The sequence below is a fragment of the Fructobacillus fructosus KCTC 3544 genome (genome assembly GCF_001438695.1).
GTDB lineage: Bacteria > Bacillota > Bacilli > Lactobacillales > Lactobacillaceae > Fructobacillus > Fructobacillus fructosus.
The window spans coordinates 26,376-43,814 of sequence record NZ_JQBH01000002.1 but is presented as its reverse complement, the minus strand read 5'-3'; the positions used below and the strand labels follow the sequence as shown (position 1 = coordinate 43,814).

17 protein-coding genes are annotated in these 17,439 nt (G+C 46.0%); 12 read left to right on the top strand and 5 right to left on the bottom strand.

The window, feature by feature from the left end; translation table 11 throughout:
• Positions 1–4: 4 nt before the first annotated feature.
• Entirely contained in the window at positions 5–799 is a 795-nt protein-coding gene (locus tag IV71_RS01275; RefSeq protein ID WP_010691702.1) for a homoserine O-acetyltransferase/O-succinyltransferase family protein, read from the bottom strand.
• Positions 800–1,476: 677 nt separating this feature from the next.
• Here IV71_RS01275 and IV71_RS01270 point away from each other — a divergent pair.
• Positions 1,477–2,637 carry a trans-sulfuration enzyme family protein gene (locus IV71_RS01270; protein WP_010691701.1) on the top strand — a complete coding sequence of 387 codons (1,161 nt, stop codon included), beginning with the start codon at positions 1,477–1,479 and terminating at the stop codon, positions 2,635–2,637.
• An 8-nt stretch (positions 2,638–2,645) separates the two neighbouring features.
• Positions 2,646–3,470 (top strand): MetQ/NlpA family ABC transporter substrate-binding protein, encoded by an 825-nt coding sequence (locus tag IV71_RS01265; protein ID WP_010691700.1) that lies wholly within the window; start codon positions 2,646–2,648, stop codon positions 3,468–3,470.
• A gap of 101 nt (positions 3,471–3,571) precedes the next feature.
• Here IV71_RS01265 and IV71_RS01260 read toward each other — a convergent pair whose 3' ends face one another.
• From IV71_RS01260 to IV71_RS01250, 3 genes are read right to left on the bottom strand one after another with little or no spacing between them, the layout of a single operon-like run.
• Complete coding sequence (locus IV71_RS01260; RefSeq protein WP_010691699.1) at positions 3,572–4,927, bottom strand: aspartate kinase; 1,356 nt, start codon at positions 4,925–4,927, stop codon at positions 3,572–3,574.
• Positions 4,928–4,944: 17 nt separating this feature from the next.
• Positions 4,945–5,823, bottom strand: a complete 879-nt coding sequence (thrB, locus tag IV71_RS01255; protein WP_010691698.1) for a homoserine kinase — start codon at positions 5,821–5,823, stop codon at positions 4,945–4,947.
• Positions 5,820–7,049 (bottom strand): homoserine dehydrogenase, encoded by a 1,230-nt coding sequence (locus IV71_RS01250; RefSeq protein ID WP_010691696.1) that lies wholly within the window; start codon positions 7,047–7,049, stop codon positions 5,820–5,822. The genes thrB and IV71_RS01250 overlap by 4 nt, the downstream gene beginning before the upstream one ends.
• A 133-nt stretch (positions 7,050–7,182) precedes the next feature.
• Between IV71_RS01250 and thrC the strand changes: the two genes are divergently transcribed.
• From thrC to IV71_RS01210, 8 genes are all read left to right on the top strand, one after another.
• Positions 7,183–8,643 carry a threonine synthase gene (thrC, locus tag IV71_RS01245; protein WP_010691694.1) on the top strand — a complete coding sequence of 487 codons (1,461 nt, stop codon included), beginning with the start codon at positions 7,183–7,185 and terminating at the stop codon, positions 8,641–8,643.
• An 11-nt stretch (positions 8,644–8,654) separates the two neighbouring features.
• Positions 8,655–9,716: an aspartate-semialdehyde dehydrogenase gene (locus tag IV71_RS01240; protein WP_010691692.1), complete on the top strand. Its 1,062-nt coding sequence runs from the start codon at positions 8,655–8,657 to the stop codon at positions 9,714–9,716.
• Positions 9,717–9,855: 139 nt separating this feature from the next.
• Positions 9,856–11,193, top strand: coding sequence for a Y-family DNA polymerase (locus tag IV71_RS01235; protein WP_010691691.1), 1,338 nt, complete (start codon positions 9,856–9,858; stop codon positions 11,191–11,193).
• Positions 11,186–11,584 carry a hypothetical protein gene (locus tag IV71_RS01230; protein WP_010691690.1) on the top strand — a complete coding sequence of 133 codons (399 nt, stop codon included), beginning with the start codon at positions 11,186–11,188 and terminating at the stop codon, positions 11,582–11,584. Before IV71_RS01235 ends, IV71_RS01230 begins: the two co-directional genes overlap by 8 nt.
• On the top strand, positions 11,571–11,834 hold the full coding sequence (locus IV71_RS01225; RefSeq protein WP_010691688.1) for a hypothetical protein: 264 nt from the start codon (positions 11,571–11,573) through the stop codon (positions 11,832–11,834). The genes IV71_RS01230 and IV71_RS01225 overlap by 14 nt, the downstream gene beginning before the upstream one ends.
• A 93-nt stretch (positions 11,835–11,927) precedes the next feature.
• On the top strand, positions 11,928–13,745 hold the full coding sequence (gene spxB, locus IV71_RS01220) for a pyruvate oxidase (RefSeq protein WP_010691686.1): 1,818 nt from the start codon (positions 11,928–11,930) through the stop codon (positions 13,743–13,745).
• A gap of 99 nt (positions 13,746–13,844) precedes the next feature.
• Entirely contained in the window at positions 13,845–14,570 is a 726-nt protein-coding gene (locus IV71_RS01215; protein ID WP_010691684.1) for a 2,3-bisphosphoglycerate-dependent phosphoglycerate mutase, read from the top strand.
• Positions 14,571–14,599: 29 nt separating this feature from the next.
• Positions 14,600–15,253, top strand: coding sequence for an SDR family oxidoreductase (locus IV71_RS01210; RefSeq protein ID WP_010691681.1), 654 nt, complete (start codon positions 14,600–14,602; stop codon positions 15,251–15,253).
• Positions 15,254–15,290: 37 nt separating this feature from the next.
• Here IV71_RS01210 and IV71_RS01205 read toward each other — a convergent pair whose 3' ends face one another.
• Complete coding sequence (locus IV71_RS01205) at positions 15,291–15,986, bottom strand: YjjG family noncanonical pyrimidine nucleotidase (protein WP_010691679.1); 696 nt, start codon at positions 15,984–15,986, stop codon at positions 15,291–15,293.
• 161 nt (positions 15,987–16,147) lie between these two features.
• Between IV71_RS01205 and IV71_RS01200 the strand changes: the two genes are divergently transcribed.
• The gene (locus tag IV71_RS01200) at positions 16,148–16,849 is read left to right on the top strand and encodes a type 1 glutamine amidotransferase (RefSeq protein ID WP_010691674.1); all 702 of its coding nucleotides are present in this window, start codon (positions 16,148–16,150) and stop codon (positions 16,847–16,849) included.
• Positions 16,846–17,412, top strand: coding sequence for an NAD(P)H-dependent oxidoreductase (locus IV71_RS01195; protein WP_010691673.1), 567 nt, complete (start codon positions 16,846–16,848; stop codon positions 17,410–17,412). The genes IV71_RS01200 and IV71_RS01195 overlap by 4 nt, the downstream gene beginning before the upstream one ends.
• Positions 17,413–17,439 lie beyond the last annotated feature (27 nt).

Genomic DNA, 17,439 nt, shown 5'->3' with positions numbered 1-17,439 from the left:
TAATTTATTTTAATTTTCGTTCTTGAAAAGGAGCTAGCCATTCACGAAAGAAGCGTCTGGTTGAGCGCTGCCAGGTATTTTTTGGTGCCCCTTGTAACAAGAAATAATTTTCTGGCGCTTTGACCTTCTTTTGCTGTTGTTGGTCCCGCGCAAATTCATTGGCCAGGGTTTGGGTGCTGTATTCCAAGTGTCCAGTCACGTAATAACTGGCACTCTGTTCTTCTTTAACGATTGTCGCACCCAATTGTTTTGTGCCAGCTAGTACCGTTGCGGAATGGGTGATACTATCTTGGTCAATTGTAAAATAACGGGAATGGGGAATGGTGTAGCCATTGCTTTGGTAGATACCGCAGATTTTATGTGAAAGCGCTTGTCCCTTAAAAAGCCGGTCGATTTCGCCCGCTGCCCAAGCGGCCCAACAGGTAAAGAGGGACGTTTGGACATGTTCTTTCCGCCAATTCACCCAATCTTGAAACTCAGCCCAGTAATCGACTTCTGAAAAAGGGATTTGGTCGAGGGGCGCACCAGTTATAATCAGGGCATCGAACTTTTGGTCACGAATTTGATCCAAAGTTGTGTAAATTGCCCGAATGTCTCGTTCAAAATGACGATAACGGTGAGTGGCCATCCCAGCAAAAGTCAGGTTAAAGTTGTAAGGGGTTAACTTCAAAACCGAAATAAATTGGTGTTCGGTTTCTGCCCGAGTGGGCATTAAATTGACAATAACGAGGTCAATTGCCTGTTTTTCCCGTTCATCCGCGTTCTTGTTATAGCCATTTAAAATGTTGATTCGTCCCATTTTTTTCTCCTTACGTACAAATAAAAAAAGCAGTCATTCCATGATTTTTAAACCATGGGACGAATGCTTTCGTGGTACCACCCAATTTCGCTGGCACTTTGCAGTGCGAGCCTCTACAACACAAACATGTCAGGGAAAATAACGGTTCCTACCGGACAGCTGCTTGCACAGTCTGCCTTTAATAATTGAGCCCATCCATTCTTCAGTATAAGGGCGCCTTCTCACTTTACGACGTTCACTTTAACCTTAATGTTCCGAAGAAATCTTCTCTAAAAAAGTTCATTTTATGAAATTGTGAGTTAGTTTATACGTGAAATTAAAAATTGTCAACTATCATTTTATTTTAATTTTTAACTTGACAAAACAAAAAAAGTCTTGATAGACTGTCTTCAACAAACCGCGACAGGAAAAGTAAAAGGTGGCTGTTGCCCAGAGAATCAACGTTGGTGTGAGTTGATGAACGAAAACCTTTGAAAAATGGTCCTCGAGTTTTGTATAGGTGAGCGTGAATGCTAGCTTGTACCGGGTGCGCCCGTTATCGCGTTAGGGTATCTCTTTTTGACGTACCCATCGAGTGATTAGTAGTGATGCTAATTAGAATCAGGGTGGTAACACGATTTAGTCGTCCCGTAGTCTTTTGACTACGGGACTTTTTTAATTAGAGAGGAAAGATAAACATGACAGGATTTAACACGAAACTCATTTTTGGTAAGGGTCTGAATAAGTTAACGGATAACAATACGGGTGCGGTGAACGTCCCCATCTATCATTCATCGACTTTTGCATTTAAAGATATTGATGCGGTGAATAAGTATGATTACTCACGGTCTCTTAATCCCACACGAGAATATTTGGAAAACCAAATTGCCGCTCTCGAAGGGGCTAGCCGGGGTTTTGCCTTTGCCTCTGGAAGCGCCGCCATTCACGCGACTTTTTCAGCTTTTCGGCCTGGCGACCACATCATTGTGGCTAAGCACATTTATGGCGGTACGTTTCGTTTAATTTATGACTACTTGACGCAGTTGAACATCGACTTTACGGCCGTCGATACGCAAAATCTGGCAGAAGTGGCGGATGCTTTCCAAGAAAACACCAAGGCGATTTACTTTGAGCCGATTGACAATCCCTTCCTGAAAGTCACGAGTATCCGCCAAATTGCCAACATTGCCCACGACCGTTCTGCCAAAGTCATCGTGGATAATACCTTCTTGACCCCATACTTGCAGCAGCCACTGCAACTGGGCGCCGACGTGGTCATTCACTCGGCTACTAAGTATTTGGCTGGCCACTCCGACGTGATTGCTGGCTTAGTTGTGACAAATGATCAAGATTTCGGTGATCAACTTTACTTTGCCCAAAACGCCATTGGAGGGATTCTGTCACCGCAAGACTCGGCCCTTGTTATTCGTGGTATCAAGACGTTGTCAGTGCGTTTGGACCGTCATTTGGCAAACGCACGTCAGGTATTGGACTATTTGGAAACAAGAACGGATGTCATTGATAACCTTTATTATCCTGGTCAAGCTGGGGATGAATCAGACCAGATTGCCAAGACGGAACTACGTGGTTTTGGGGGTGTCATTTCCTTTGAAGTGAAGGAAGGCGTTGACGCTAAGAAGTTGGTGAACAATACAAAGTTAATCTGGCTGGCCGTCAGCCTTGGATCGGTTGAAAGTCTGATTGAGCTGCCATACTTCATGACCCACCTCGAACTACCCGTTGAAGAACGGGAAAAAGCCGGTATTAAGCCGAATTTGGTCCGGCTGTCCGTTGGCTTGGAAGACCCTGAGGACTTGATTGCCGACTTGGAACAGTCCTTTCAAGTTGCACAGAATTAGGGGGAGAGATGAGTAAGAAAAAAATAATTTTTAGTACCCTAGCTGCATTCGTAGTCGTTGGCGTGGCCTACTTTTCTTTTGCACCTAAGCATGACAAAAATGCGGATAAAATCATTACCGTTGCCACTTCACCTTGTCCCTATAGTGAAATGTTTTTGGATGGGGTGAAACCAATCCTTGAAAAAGAGGGGTATCAAGTTCGTTCAAAGAATTTTAGCGTGCTATTGAACGCCGACATTGCTTTAAATAATGGCGAAGCCGATTTAAATGTTGACCAACACACAGCCTACCTCGATAATTTTAATAAAGAGAAGCATGGTCATTTAACAGGCATTGTCAAGATCCCGACAGTACCAATGGGACTTTATACTGGGGAAAAACATAACTTGAACGATGTAGCAGCAGGCGATACCATCGCCATTCCAAACGATCCATCCAACATGTCACGTGCTTACCGATTGCTTGCCCAGGCTGGCTTAATTAAGTTAAAGTCAGGTGTCAACGAAATCAAGTTAACTCAAAAGGATATTGCTGAAAATCCAAATGGATTGAAGTTTAAGGAAATGGAATCATACACAATTCCACGTGTTCGAAACGAATTTGCCTACGTGGTCTTGCCTGGTTCGGATTCCTATCCGGCTAAGGTGCCATCTTCTGACATTCTTTATCAAGAGAAGTTGGCGGATGCTTACTACCTCGTGGCAACAGTCAACCAGAAGGATAAAAATAAGGCATGGGCGAAAGCGGTTAAAAAGGCTTACCAATCAAAAGACTTTGCAGAGTTTGTTCAAAAACATAACGATACGAAGTATTGGGTTGTGCCGAAGCAATAGATAATTTGGTGAAAACATTTTTCAATGATGAACCGAATAGAAAAAACAGTCGATACGTTGTTAATGGCGTATCGGCTGTTTTAGTAATCAGAAATTAAAATTTAAGCAAACTCCGAGTCGTAAATGGCCTTAATGGCCCGCTTTGCATCCTCTTCGTCGACGGCTAGCATAATGGCAATTTCGGAAGCACCCTGGTTGACCATTTGTAAGGAAATTTTTTCTTTTGCCAGTGGGGCAATGATTTGTTCAAGAGCACCGGACCGGTTTTTCATTCCCTGACCAACGACCATAATGATGGCGAGTTGGTCGTGCAAACGGATGATGTCGGGAGCTAGTTCCTGCCGAACAGCCTGTACAAATTCTTGGAGCTGTTTTTCGCTGAGGTTTTCGCGGTTGAAAATAACCGTTAAATCATCAATTCCACTGGGCATGTGCTCATAAGAAATCTTGTAGTCAGCCATGAGTGCAAGAAGTCGGCGGGTAAACTGGCTATCACGGTTTAGCAAGTAACGATGCAAGTAGAGGGCAGCGAAGTGCTTGGTGCAGGCAATTCCGGTGATGTTACGAGAATCCTTGAGTTGACTAGCCGGACCAATCCAAGTACCCAAGGCATCTGGATCGTTGGTGTTTTTGACGCAAATCGGTACCTGCCCGTGAATGGCTGGGATAATCGCTTCGTCGTGAAAGACGTTAAAACCGGCGTAGGAAAGTTCCCGCATTTCGGAATAAGACATGGCCTGAATCGGCTCTGGGTTGGCAATAACGTTTGGGTCAACCGTCGCAATGGCTGAAACATCGGTGAAGTTTTCGTATAGACTAGCCTGCAAACCCTCCGCGAGGATGGCGCCCGTGATGTCCGAACCACCGCGTGAAAAAGTTCGAATGCGATTGTGCTGGTCGAAACCAAAGAAACCAGGAAAGACATAGACCACGTCTTTTTCCACAGGAAAGGTAGCTAAACGATCCAAACTCTTTTCTTCATCAAAGACGGCTTCATCATTCTTTTTAGACTCGAAACGAATCTGGGTGGGTAAGACGAAGCGTGCCGGCACGCCCTGTGATTGAAGAATCAGTGCTAACAGCTGGGCGTTGAGCAGTTCACCATGGGCAGCAAAGTATTCGCGTAGTTGTCGATAACTAGGGTAGTGTGCCTGGTTCAGGGCATCTAACTGGTCGGTAATCGTCGCTAAATCTACTTCGCTGACGTCAAAGTTGTCAGCAATTTGGCGGTAACGCACCTTAATCGCTTTGAGTAGCTGCTCATCAGGATGGCCACTAATACAAGATTCGGCGTATTGTAACAGCATGTCCGTGACTTTGACTGATTCGGTGGCGGATTTCCCAGGAGCGGAGGTTACGACAACCTGCCTTTGGGAATCTTCTCGAATAATGTTCACGACACGCTCAAATTGTTGTCCGTTGGCCAATGATGAACCACCAAACTTAATGACTTTCATATTCAATTCACTGCCTTTCACTGTTGAATGATTTGATAACCTTGCTGACTAATCGGCATCTTTTGAACGATTGCGTCTTTTTGGAGCTCAGCCAATGGTGCTTGTAGTCGCTTTATTTCGTCTGCCGTAGCCAAGGTCATGATGGTTGGACCAGCTCCCGAAAGATAGGAGCCGTGAATCCCCATGCTGGCTTCCAATTCGCGCACTTTCGGAAGGGCAGGACAAAGTCGTGCTCGGTACTGTTCATGGATTTGATCTTCTTCGACCAGTTGGCGAAGCGCTCCAGCATCGGTGGTATAACAGGCTGCAATCAAGCGAGCCAGAGCATTTCCCTGTTGGACCACCTGCTTGTAGCGGAGTTTTTTTGGTAAGATGGCCCGTGCTTTTTTAGTCGAAACGGCATAGTTGGGGATGAGTGCCAATCCAATTAATTCTTCGGGGAAAGGAAGGGTCGTGCTTGAAAAGCGCCCCTCTTCGGTGACTGAAGAAAGTTGTAAGCCACCAAAAACAGCGGGCGCCACGTTATCGGGATGGCCTTCGATGGCCGCTGCTTCTTGAAAAACCTGCTGTCGACTCACGGTTTCGTTTCTTAACACATGGGCCAAGACAATACCAGCCACGATGGCTGATGAAGAGGAGCCCAAGCCTCTGGCAAGGGGAATGGGCGAATGAACCTGTAAGGTATGGGCGGGGAGGTTAGCGTCTATCGACAGAGCTGAAGAAACAATTAGGTTTTGCTCGTCTGTTGGAATATGTGGACCAAAGGCGTGTTTGATGAACCAGTTTGGGCTTTTTTGTTCAATTGTGAGTTCCAAATAGGAGTCAAGAGCTAGCCCGAGTGTATCGAAACCTGGACCGAGGTTGGCGGATGTCGCCGGGACTTTTATGGTAATCATTTGTAAATTGGATACTCCTTTACGCCAGTATTTGTTGATTGGAGTTGGTCACGAACCGCTTCAAAGTCCTGTTGGCTAATGGCCTTCGTGAAGATGGCCAGTTGCTTTTGCTCCGGTACCCAAACGGTATGGTCAATGAGGGCTTGGTTGATTAGTAACTGATTGAAAAGGGCTTCGCCTTGTTCGGTAGTCAATAGGAATAAGTGACTTTGGGTTGTTTCATGTTGGAACTGCCATTCACCCTGACGGGGCAGTGCCGGATAGAAGCGCCTTTCGGCAGTGGTCAATAAGTCGGCTAGTACGGCTTGGGCAGTTGGTAGTGCGCCTGCACCGGGGCCAAAGAGCAGACTGTTGTTCAGACTTTGGCTATTAATTAAGATAGCGTTATTTTCGTTTTCCACTGAGGCCAGCAAATTATCTTGATGTAAGAAATGGGGGCGAACCGAAACACTCACGCCGTTTTGTGTCTGGTTAATGGCAAAAATGAGCTTGATTTTGCCGTTTAGCTGTTCGGCGGTTGCTAGGTCGGTTGGGTGAACGGCGGTGATTCCTTCAATGGGAAAGTCTGCTAGTGATAAATCAAGGCCAAAGACGAGGCGTGCCAGAATGATGGCCTTATAGGCGGCGTCAATCCCCTCAACGTCGTTTTTAGGGTCGGCTTCAGCAAAGCCCAATTCTTGCGCTTTTGTCAGGGCCTGCTCGTAATCCCAGCCCTTTTGACTCATTTGGCTAAGCATGTAGTTCGTGGTACCGTTGACGATTCCAGCTAACGAATGAATCTGGTCGGTGGCATAATAGTCAGTCAGATTGGCGATAATTGGAATACCACCAGCCACAGCCGCTTCATAGGCCAGACCGACTTTTTCTTGCTTGGCAAGGGCAATCAGTTCACTCCCATGGCTGGCAATGAGATCTTTATTTGCCGTGACCACGGACCGGCCGTTTTCCAGTGCCCATTGCAGCCACTCCTTAGCGGGATGAATGCCACCGGCCACTTCAATGATAATATCGAGGTTCGAATTTTTAGTAAAGTCGTTAAAGGAATCCGTGAGCAAGACGTTTTTGGGTAAGTTGTCACGTTTCTTTTCTAAATTTCGAACTAAAATTTGGTCAACCTGAATGGCTTCACCAAGCTTATTTTGGATGTAATCTTTGTTTCGATTGAGTAGGGTAAGCAAACCTTGTCCTACCGTGCCAAGGCCAATCAATCCAACATGAATTGTCATAAGTTAATCCTTTACTTGTTTTTTTAATTTATCATAGCTTACCATGCTAGGTAATGGAATGAAACGTTCGATTATGATAAAATAACCTAAATTATGATAAGAAAATGAAATCAAAATAGATTGAGAGGCATGTATGATTTCTTATATTTCAACGCGGGGGAACAGCCCAGCCGTTTCATCTGCTCAGGCAATTTTGAAGGGCTTGGCCGATGATGGTGGTTTGTACGTACCGGACGCTTGGCCAACCCTTGATTTGACCCTGGCCGACTTGAAAAGTCTGTCCTACCAAGAAATCGCCGTGAAGGTGTTCACTGCCTTTTTACCGGATTTTGCGGAAGAAGACCTTCGCGAAGCCATTCGAAAGGCCTATGGCTCACAATGGCAAAACGATCAAATTGTGCCCTTAGCTGATTTTGGTCACTTACACTATTTGGAGCTGTTTCATGGACCAACCATGGCCTTTAAAGATGTGGCGCTACAGGCCTTGCCACAGCTTGTAAAATTAGCGGCTAAAAAAGAGGGATTAGACAAAGAGATTGCCATCTTAACGGCAACGTCCGGTGACACAGGAACGGCAGCCATGGCCGGATTCGCGGATGTTCCTAAGACAAAAATTGCTGTTTTGTATCCTAAGAAGGGCATATCCGACATCCAACGGCAGCAAATGCAGTCCGAGCCTGGTAAAAACACCTATGTTTATGGATTGGAAGGTAATTTTGACCAGGCACAACGGGCGGTCAAAGAACTATTGTCAGACGCTGGCTTTCACGACTTTCTCGAGAAAGAACAAATTCAATTGTCATCGGCCAATTCCATCAATATCGGGCGACTCATTCCTCAGATTGTTTACTATTTTGCCGGCTATGGGCAACTGATTGCTAAGGGAGATATTGCACCCGGGGAAGCGATTGATATTGTTGTCCCAACGGGAAACTTCGGTAATATGCTGGCGGCTTACTATGCTAGTCAAGTTGGTTTACCAGTTCACCACTTTACCGTTGCTTCAAATGAAAACAATGTGCTGACCGACTTTTTCAATCAAGGGGTTTATGACCGGCGCCGGGATTTCAAGGTGACTAACGCACCGGCCATGGATATTTTGGTTTCTTCCAACCTCGAGCGCCTGCTGTATTTTGCCACAGATCGCAATAGCGACGTTGTTCGCCAATTAATGACGGATCTACAAGAAAAGGGCCAGTATTACTTACCAGCCGAAAGTCGCACTGCTCTGCAAGACTTTTCAGCGGGTTGGACTAGTCAAGAAACGGTTTTGCAAACAATACAAGAAACCTATGGAAAAGATCATTACCTCATTGATCCCCACACGGCCGTTGCGAAGGCCTTGTACAGCGAGGGTAGTCGACACACGTTGCTGGCGTCAACGGCAAGCCCTTATAAGTTTGCCCAGACGGTATTAACTGCTTTGGGTAAAGAAGCGGTAGCGGGCCAAGCCGGTTTGGTGGCTCTATCGGAAGCAACGAAGACCACGATTCCCGTTCAGATGGCGAACCTTTATGAACGGCCAATTCGGCACCGCCAAGTCATTACGACGGATCAAATTAAGGCAACGATTCAAGCTGCCTTTAAGCACTAAGGAGAAAAAGCATGTCAGAGAAGAAGTTAACCGTTGCGGTTTTAGGTGCCACTGGTGCCGTTGGTCGCCGCATTTTGGATCAATTACAGCAGTCCACCATTCCTTATGGGACTGTTCGGGCACTCGCATCGGCGAAGTCTGCTGGTGAAAAAGTGCCCTTTGGACACGAGGTTCTTACGGTGGAAGAAGCAACACCATCCTCATTTGAAGGGGTTGACCTTGTTCTGGCATCGGCTGGCGGCTCGGTTTCAAAGAACTTGGCACCGGCTGCAGTCAAGGCTGGGGCCGTTGTGATTGATAATTCTTCCTACTGGCGCATGGATAACAACGTGCCCTTAGTGGTGCCGGAAGTTAATCCCGAAGCCCTGCTTCATCATAAGGGCATTATTGCAAACCCCAACTGTTCAACGACACAGCTGGTCATGGCGTTAAAGCCAATTCATGATCGTTTTGGCCTGGATCAGGTGATTATTTCAACTTACCAAGCGGCATCTGGTGCTGGTCAAGCGGCGATTGATGAAGTTAAAGCGGAGGCGCAGGCTCGGTTGAACGGTCAATCAATGGCTGAACATGCTAAGATTCTACCCGTTAAGTCCGATAAAAAGCACTATCCACTGGCCTTTAACTTACTGCCTCAGATTGATGTCTTTGAAGACGGTGACTACACGCACGAAGAATACAAGATGATTCATGAAACGAAGAAAATCCTGTTGGATGATAAGGATAGTAGGGAAATGAAAGTCACGGGGACTGCCGTACGTGTTCCAGTCATTATCGGACACGGAGAGAGTGTCTATGTGCAGACGGGGGATGAACAAGCCACGGTAGCTGACATTCGCCAGTTGATGGTCGATTTTCCTGGTGTTGTCTTGGAAGACGATGTGGCGCACCAGGTTTACCCACAGCCGGTTGAGGCGGAAGGAAAGCGGGAGACTTTCGTCGGACGTATTCGGGCCGATTTGGAAAATCCAGGCGCCTTTCATCTTTGGATCGTTTCGGACAATCTGTTGAAGGGTGCGGCTTGGAACACCGTTGAAATTGCCGAAAAAATGGTCGAAATGAACTTGCTATAGTCAAAAAAGTAAGTCCACTTATAATAAATCAATAAATAAATCAGCATCGATTAAATTATTTTGGTCGATGCCTTTTTTTGCTTGAAAATACGAACATCTGTTCGTATAATTGAATAAGCAGTTAAGGAGGTGAACGGGGATGGTCAACAAAGCGCTTGAAACGATTTATGCAAATGAAGAGCGACGAGTCGTTTTTCTAATTGACTCGAAGAGCTTTTATGCGAGCGTGGAGTGCGTGGAGCGAAAGTTGAATCCATTGAAAGCCTTGCTTGTCGTCATGTCCCATCAGGAGAACTTGAAGGGGGGGCTCGTACTGGCCTCTTCTCCCATGGCTAAGAAGATGTTAGGGATTTCCAACGTTACTAGACAAAAGGACGTCCCGGATATTCCCCAGTTGATTAAGGCTGAACCGAGAATGAACCTTTACATCAAAAGGAATTTGGAAATTAACGCCATTTACCAGCAGTATGTGGACGAGGCGCACTTGCTTCCGTATTCCATTGACGAATCCATTCTCGATATGACGAACTTTTGGCCACTTTTTGGTGATTCGCCAAATGCAGTGGCTGAACGGATTCAAAAGCATGTTCTTAAAGAAACTGGCATTTACCTGTCCATCGGGATTGGGGACAGTCCGGCATTAGCTAAGTTAGCGCTTGATTTGGAGGCAAAATCCGCTCGTCACTTATTGGCAGAATGGCATTATGAAGACGTACCAGACAAGCTATGGCCGGTTATGGATTTTGGCAAGGTCTGGTCGATTGGCCGAAAAACGGCTAAGAAGCTGCAGAGTTGGGGAATCAATTCAATGGGCGACCTTGCCCATTACAACCCCTATCAATTAAGGAAGAAGCTGGGGCTGATGGGCGAACAACTCTTCGCTTTAGCCTGGGGAATTGACCGCTCTGACCTCACTGAAAAAATTCAAGTTAAAAATAAGTCCTACGGCAATTCGCAGGTTTTACCCTACAACTATCGAGATCGGGAAGCGATTCGGGTGGTGATTTTAGAAATGGCGGACCAGGTAGCTTCTCGTTTGAGAGCCCACGGGGTACAAGCGGCTCTCGTTTCGCTCTATCTCGGTTATGCCGAACAAAAGATTGACTTCGATGAACGTCACGATCGTTCGGCCGGTCTACACAAAACGGTTCGAATTGATCCGAGCAATCGAAGCACAACCATGATGAGCGTCTTAGAAAAAATATTTAATCAGCATTGGAATGGCCGCCCGGTCCGACATATCGGCGTAGCGATGAGTGATTTGGGTAGCGATAAAGTCCAACCAATTTCCCTCTTTGAGGAAGCACCGCTCACTGAAACAGAAGAACAGGATCCGATTGATCAAGTGGTGGACCAACTACGAAAACGCTTTGGTTCGGCTGCCATCGTACGGTCCTTATCCCTTGAACGCGGTGCACGGGCAATTGAGCGAGCGGGATTAGTTGGCGGACATAACGGAGGGAATGCTTATGACTAGTGATTTTTTAGAGGAAGATGAATGGATTCAAACCGTCGATTGCTATTTTCGAAATGACTATCGTGAGCGTGGAAAAATTAAGTGGAACGGCTTCTTTTTATCCGATCATACGGCGAAAATGCAACAGGATAGTCAGCTTCATGAAAATCAGGAGCGAGCTAGTTGGCTGGAAAAGCAACCACTGACGCTGATTAGGGAACAGGTACTGCTCGCTTCTCAATACGGCTGGCGATTGCGATTACAAGAAAATACGGTCGATGCTAATCGTCAGATTCCGCTACCCATTGTTGGTGTCGTCACCGACTTTTTCGATGGTGGATTTTATCTTGGGGAGTCAAAAGTGGAATGGGCAAATATCCGTTTTGCGGAGGTGCAACGTGGTCAACACTAAGCTAGTTGCCGATATTTTACGCCTCATTAATCCGCTATTTGAAAAAAAGCGAAACGTGATTTATGAAGTTCGTCTCGTCATTCAACCGTTCTCCCACGAATTAAACGTTTTCTTTGAATGGGGGCGGATTGGTCATGCTACTGTCTCTAGACAAATTAAGTCCGTTCAGCATGTGACCGAAAAGCAGGCGGTGCAGTTAAAGGAAGAATTAGCCAAACAATTAGGAATAGCAGTTTCTTTAATGGCCTAATGAAAATTGACAAAACTTTTTAAAACTTTACTTCACATATGTGTAGTAAACGACTATACTGTGGGTAACAAAAAAGGAAAAAGGAGATGTCTAATGTCTGAGAACACTGTAGCTGCAAGCGTCGCCATGTTAAAGGTATTGGAAGAATGGGGAGTTAACCACATTTATGGTTATCCTGGTGGTTCTTTCAACTCAACAATGGCTGCTTTAGCTGATGAAAAGGAACGTTTACAATACGTTCAGATTCGTCACGAACAGGTTGGCGCAATGGCCGCATCTGCCGATGCCAAGTTAACTGGTAAAATTGGTGTTGCCTTTGGTTCCGCTGGACCAGGTGCCACCAACCTTTTGACTGGTTTATACGATGCGCGTGAAGACCACGCCCCCGTTCTGGCTTTGGTTGGTCAAACAGGCACAAAGGTGATGAACTCGAACTTCTTCCAGGAGTTTAATGAAGATCCCATCTTTGAAGATGTCTCCGTTTACTGCCGGACGGTGATGACTGCTGAAAGCTTGCCACACGTTGTTGATCAAGCGATTCGCGAAGCCTACAAGCACCGTGGTGTTGCCGTTGTGATTATTCCAAATGACTTAGGTTATGTTCAGATTCCCGATTTGGCATACGGTTCTCATGGACCTAGTGATGACAAACAAGTACCGGCCGTGCAACCAACTGCCAAGGAAATCGACAAGTTCCTTGAGATGGTCGCTCACGCAAAGCGCCCCGTCTTCCACGTTGGCCGTGGAATTCAGGACGGTGGCGATGCCATCATCGAATTGTCAAAGAAGCTTCAGATTCCAATTGTGATGACTGGACTGGCTAAGGGGCACATCAGTGAGGCCTACGAGGGGAACTTAGGAATGGCCAATCGTGCTGCTCACAAGGCAGCCGATGAAATCATGGCAAGTGCCGATTTGGTGATTACCATTGGAGCGGATTTCCCGTTTGCTGATTTGATTTACACGACTCATCCATTTAAATTCGTCCAGGTTGATAACGACCGTGTCGAACTTGGTCGTCACCACAACCTCGGCTTTGGCATCTGGGCAGATGCGACGGCCTTCGTTGAGGCAGCTCTTGCGAAAGCGGATCAGGTTCCTGAACGTCCATTCATGCAGGCGGCCATTGCGGATAATAAGAACTGGCAAGAATACATGAAGGCACAAGAAAATAGTGAGGCTGATCCAATCAATCCAGCCGCTATTTACAAGCAGGTTAATCGGATTGCCGAGGATGATGCCATCTTCTCCATCGATGTCGGGGACAACATCATCAATGCCTTCCGGCACTTGCAGGTTTCAAAGAAGCAAAAGATGGTTATTTCAGCACTCTTTGCATCAATGGGTACGGGTCTTCCAGGTGCTCTAGCCGCAAAGTTATCCTTCCCTGACCGTCAAGCAATTCAAGTTGCCGGTGATGGTGCCTTCTCGATGATTATGCAAGATCTCATTACGGAGCGGAAGTACCACTTGCCAATCATTAACGTCATTACATCGAACAAAGTACTTGACTTTATCAAGTCCGAACAAGATGATGTGGCCATGCACCGTTCAGGAATTGATTTGGAAGATCAAAACTTTGCTAAGATTGCTGAAGGGATGGGTGTTGAATCAGTTCAAGTGACGGAACCAGCTGAATTGCCAGCAGCCTTTGACAAGGCGGTTGAGGTAACGAAAGCTGGTCGGCCATTCTTGATTGACATCAAGATTTCGCCAAAGCGTGCATTGCCGGTAGAAGAGCTTCAGTTGAAGCCAGAAGGCGATCACTACGTTGAAACACTTAACCCAAATTACAATGCTAACTTCGATGTACCAAAGGCTAAGAATGTTCGTGACTTCCTTGATTCATACGATGGCCAGTCATTGAAGACTTTACCTGAATTCTTTGAAGAATACGGTATTAAGTTGTAATGCCGATTGAAAAAGACGCTGCGGCGTCTTTTTCTAGTTAGGGACTTGTCCCGACGGGCTTCTAAAGTGTAGAATAGGGCAGAATAAAAGGAGTTACTTATGCCAACACTTGTCTTAATTCGTCATGGTCAAAGCGAATGGAACCAATCGAACCGTTTCAATGGGTGGATTGATACGCAGCTATCAGAAACGGGAAAGGAACAGGCGAGAAAAGCTGGCCGTCTTTTGCAAGATCAAGGCCTGCAGTTTTCGAGTGCCTATTCATCTGTTCTATCACGAACCATTATGACGATTAACCGGGTTCTTGAGGAACTAGGACAATCATTTGTTCCGCAACGAAAGAGTTGGCGATTAAATGAACGCCATTACGGGATTCTTCAAGGCGAGGATAAGGATGAGATGCGGCAGAAATATGGCCGAGACCAGGTGCAAACTTGGCGTCGCTCCTATTCTGTTCTGCCACCAGACGCCGAAGGAATCCACCCCGAGGTTACGATTGATGGTCAAACCTATCCCGCCTTTGATCATCGCTATGCAAAAGTACCATACGGTCTTTTACCAAAGAGTGAAAACATCCAGACAACTGAAAATCGTGTCCGACCAATTTTTGAAAACGGTATTTTAACCGATTTGAAACAGGGAAAGGATGTGCTGGTTGTCGCTCACGGGACCTCCATTCGGGCACTAACAAAATTGATTGAAGGTTTAACAGCTGAGGAAGTGACGAAGGTGGAGATTCCAAATGGTCAGCCGATTCTTTATGACTTTTCGGATGATTTACAAATTCGTCAAAAAACGGTGTTGACCGAAGAATCAGTAAGGTGATTATTTAAGACAAAAGAAGGGAGTTTGCTATGGCAAATATTTTAGTAATTGGTGCACACGGAAAAGTCGGTTCATTGGCAGCCGCTGATTTGGCTGCTACCGGTGATCATGTTTACGCTGGTTTTCGGGACCCTAACCAGTTCGATGACTTAGCAACGGAAGATCGGTTGAATCCCGTACTCTTCGACTTGACGAAGTCAGCTGATGAAATGGCCAAAATCATGACGGATTATCAGATTGATCAGGTTGTTTTTTCGGCTGGTGCTGGCGGTAAGGGCGGCGCAGAACGGACAACGGAAATTGACCTGGACGGTGCTGTCAAGTCGATGGAAGCTGCTAAGAAAGCGGATGTTCAGCAATTCGTCATGGTGTCGGCTGCCGGGGCAGATAACCGGGCGGTCTGGGTTAAGTCTGGCATTTACACTTACTTTATGATGAAACACTATGCCGATCGACTTTTGCAGCAATCTGGATTGAACTACACCATTCTCAGACCAACGACGCTAACTGATGAGGCTGGGACTGGCACAATCAAGCAGATTACGGACCAGGAAGCCGGAGCAGGCACAGTCAGCCGCGCCGACGTGGCAGCAATGATTGTTGCAGCCTTACACGACGATAAGGCCATGCACCGAATCATCACTTTTGAACAGGGTGATGAAAACATTTCTTCCGTCTTTTAAAGAAATAAAAAACGACACCTTTTCGGGTGTCGTTTTTTTAGAGAATTTCTGCTAATTCGTTCAGTGAATGCACTTGCTTGGAAGGATGAATATCGGTTGGTAGCTCCTTATGTTTTAAGTTCACCCAGATAGTAGCCATCTGAGCATTTTGTCCACCTAATATATCCGAATAGAGGCCATCCCCAATCATAATGGTTTCCTCTTTTTGAACGGCTGCTTCGGCACTAAAAATTTTTTCAAAGAAGCTGGCATCCGGCTTGGCAACCCCTAAGCCTTCGGAAGTGTATACCTTAGTAAAATAGGGGAGTAAGCCCGTTGCCTTCAGTCGGCGGTATTGGGTTTCTTCCTGACCGTTTGTCCCTGCAAAGAGCATATAACGCTTGCTAAGGGTTTCGAGAAGCTCCTTTGCCCCGTCAAGCATGCGGTAGTTATGATCACGTAAGTAGGCGTAGTCTTCTTCCAGTTGTTTAGCGTCAGCTTGCTCTGTCAGGCCGAGAGCGGCCAAGGTTTTGGGGAAGCGGCTAGTAAAGATTTCTTCTCGATCAATTTCTTTCATCTCATACTGATACCAAAGTCGGCTGTTAATGCCCTGATAAGTTGCTAAGGCTTTTTCTAGTGCTGGCCCCTCTAAGTGACAATGAGTAGCAAAAAGTTCTTTAATGTCGGCCACTTCGCCACCCTTAAAGTCAAGTAGGGTATCATCGAGGTCAAAAATAAGGTTTTTTATCGACATGTTTTCCTCCAAAAGTTATAAAAGGCTAGTGATATTATAACAGTCGCATGAATAATCGCTAAAGAAATTAGACTCTTTTTCATTCTCTGCTATAATAGAGGCAAATAAGGGCAGATGCAGGCGAAACCCATATCAAATTGCCGTCGATGGAAAGGTTTTTTATGCGCATTAATGTCTTACAGCACACACCAGACGAAGGCCCTGGCACAATCGCTGATTGGTCGAAGCGAAATGATCACGAGATGACGGTTTACCATCCGGCCCATTTCTCAGGTGTGTTGCCAAAGGAAGAACAAACGGACTTTCTGGTCGTGCTCGGCAGCCCGCAGTCACCGAACGATTCGGATGACTATATCAAAAACGAACGATCATTGATTGCTGACATGTTAGCTGCGGGAAAGCCCGTGCTTGGCATCTGCTACGGCGCGCAACAAATTGTCAAAGTGCTGGGTTATCCCATCAGCAAAGCTGCCCATAAAGAAGTTGGCTGGGCGCCAGTTCGCCGACAGAGTAATCGAATTCCAGGCTTACCTGATCAAATGACCGTTTTACATTGGCACGAGGATCAGTTTGTCATTCCAAAGGAAGCGGAGTTACTTTTCTCTTCTGATTTAGTGGCGAACCAAGGCTTTGTCATGGGCAACGTCGTTGGCTTACAGTTTCACTTTGAGCCGGATGCGGATGCTGTTCGTGAAATGGTGGCAAACGACGGTCAGTACGCTGATGAAGGGAATGACTTACACCAAACTGCTAATGACCTCTTGACACATGGTGTGCCTGAAGAAAATAAGGTCGTCTTAGCTAAAATCTTGGATTACTTAGTTAAGCAACCAGTAGTGGCACAAAAAGGAGAGATTAGATGAAACTATTAATCATTCAAGGACATCCTGATAGTCAGTCCTTTAACCACGCTAATGCCGTTAATTATTACGAAAAAGCACAAGCGGCCGGTCACGAGGTCAAGATGATTGATTTAGCAGAAGAGGACTTTAATCCAAATCTTGAATACGGCTTCCGTCAGCACATGGAAGACGAAAGTAAGCCTAACCACTATCAGGAACTGATTAAAGAAGCCGATCAGCTAGTCTTCTTCTTTCCAACATGGTGGGGGGCCGAACCAGCCATGTTAAAGGGCTTTTTGGATCGCACGTTGACACCGCACTTCGCCTATCACTATCAATCAGCAACCAAAATTGATAAGCTGCTAACTGGCAAAACGGCCAAACTCTTCATTACGAGTCGTGGCCCAGCTTTCTTTACAAAGTCCATTTACGGTAGCGTTGTTTACCGTTGGAAGCACCTCGTCCTTGGCTTCTGTGGCATCAAGGTCACCAAAACTTTGGTCCTTGGGAACATGAATACTCAGAAAAGTACGGAAGCACAGCGAAAAGAGTTTATCGAGCGTTGTGCAGCGAATATCGACTAATAAAAAATCCTAGTAACGTGTTTAAAT

Bases quoted from the DNA above. Each gene is read 5' to 3' on its own strand.
- IV71_RS01275 (WP_010691702.1), bottom strand. From the start codon at position 799: ATGGGACGAATCAACATTTTAAATGGCTATAACAAGAACGCGGATGAA.
- IV71_RS01270 (WP_010691701.1), top strand. From the start codon at position 1,477: ATGACAGGATTTAACACGAAACTCATTTTTGGTAAGGGTCTGAATAAG.
- IV71_RS01265 (WP_010691700.1), top strand. From the start codon at position 2,646: ATGAGTAAGAAAAAAATAATTTTTAGTACCCTAGCTGCATTCGTAGTC.
- IV71_RS01260 (WP_010691699.1), bottom strand. From the start codon at position 4,927: ATGAAAGTCATTAAGTTTGGTGGTTCATCATTGGCCAACGGACAACAA.
- thrB (WP_010691698.1), bottom strand. From the start codon at position 5,823: ATGATTACCATAAAAGTCCCGGCGACATCCGCCAACCTCGGTCCAGGT.
- IV71_RS01250 (WP_010691696.1), bottom strand. From the start codon at position 7,049: ATGACAATTCATGTTGGATTGATTGGCCTTGGCACGGTAGGACAAGGT.
- thrC (WP_010691694.1), top strand. From the start codon at position 7,183: ATGATTTCTTATATTTCAACGCGGGGGAACAGCCCAGCCGTTTCATCT.
- IV71_RS01240 (WP_010691692.1), top strand. From the start codon at position 8,655: ATGTCAGAGAAGAAGTTAACCGTTGCGGTTTTAGGTGCCACTGGTGCC.
- IV71_RS01235 (WP_010691691.1), top strand. From the start codon at position 9,856: ATGGTCAACAAAGCGCTTGAAACGATTTATGCAAATGAAGAGCGACGA.
- IV71_RS01230 (WP_010691690.1), top strand. From the start codon at position 11,186: ATGACTAGTGATTTTTTAGAGGAAGATGAATGGATTCAAACCGTCGAT.
- spxB (WP_010691686.1), top strand. From the start codon at position 11,928: ATGTCTGAGAACACTGTAGCTGCAAGCGTCGCCATGTTAAAGGTATTG.
- IV71_RS01215 (WP_010691684.1), top strand. From the start codon at position 13,845: ATGCCAACACTTGTCTTAATTCGTCATGGTCAAAGCGAATGGAACCAA.
- IV71_RS01210 (WP_010691681.1), top strand. From the start codon at position 14,600: ATGGCAAATATTTTAGTAATTGGTGCACACGGAAAAGTCGGTTCATTG.
- IV71_RS01205 (WP_010691679.1), bottom strand. From the start codon at position 15,986: ATGTCGATAAAAAACCTTATTTTTGACCTCGATGATACCCTACTTGAC.
- IV71_RS01200 (WP_010691674.1), top strand. From the start codon at position 16,148: ATGCGCATTAATGTCTTACAGCACACACCAGACGAAGGCCCTGGCACA.
- IV71_RS01195 (WP_010691673.1), top strand. From the start codon at position 16,846: ATGAAACTATTAATCATTCAAGGACATCCTGATAGTCAGTCCTTTAAC.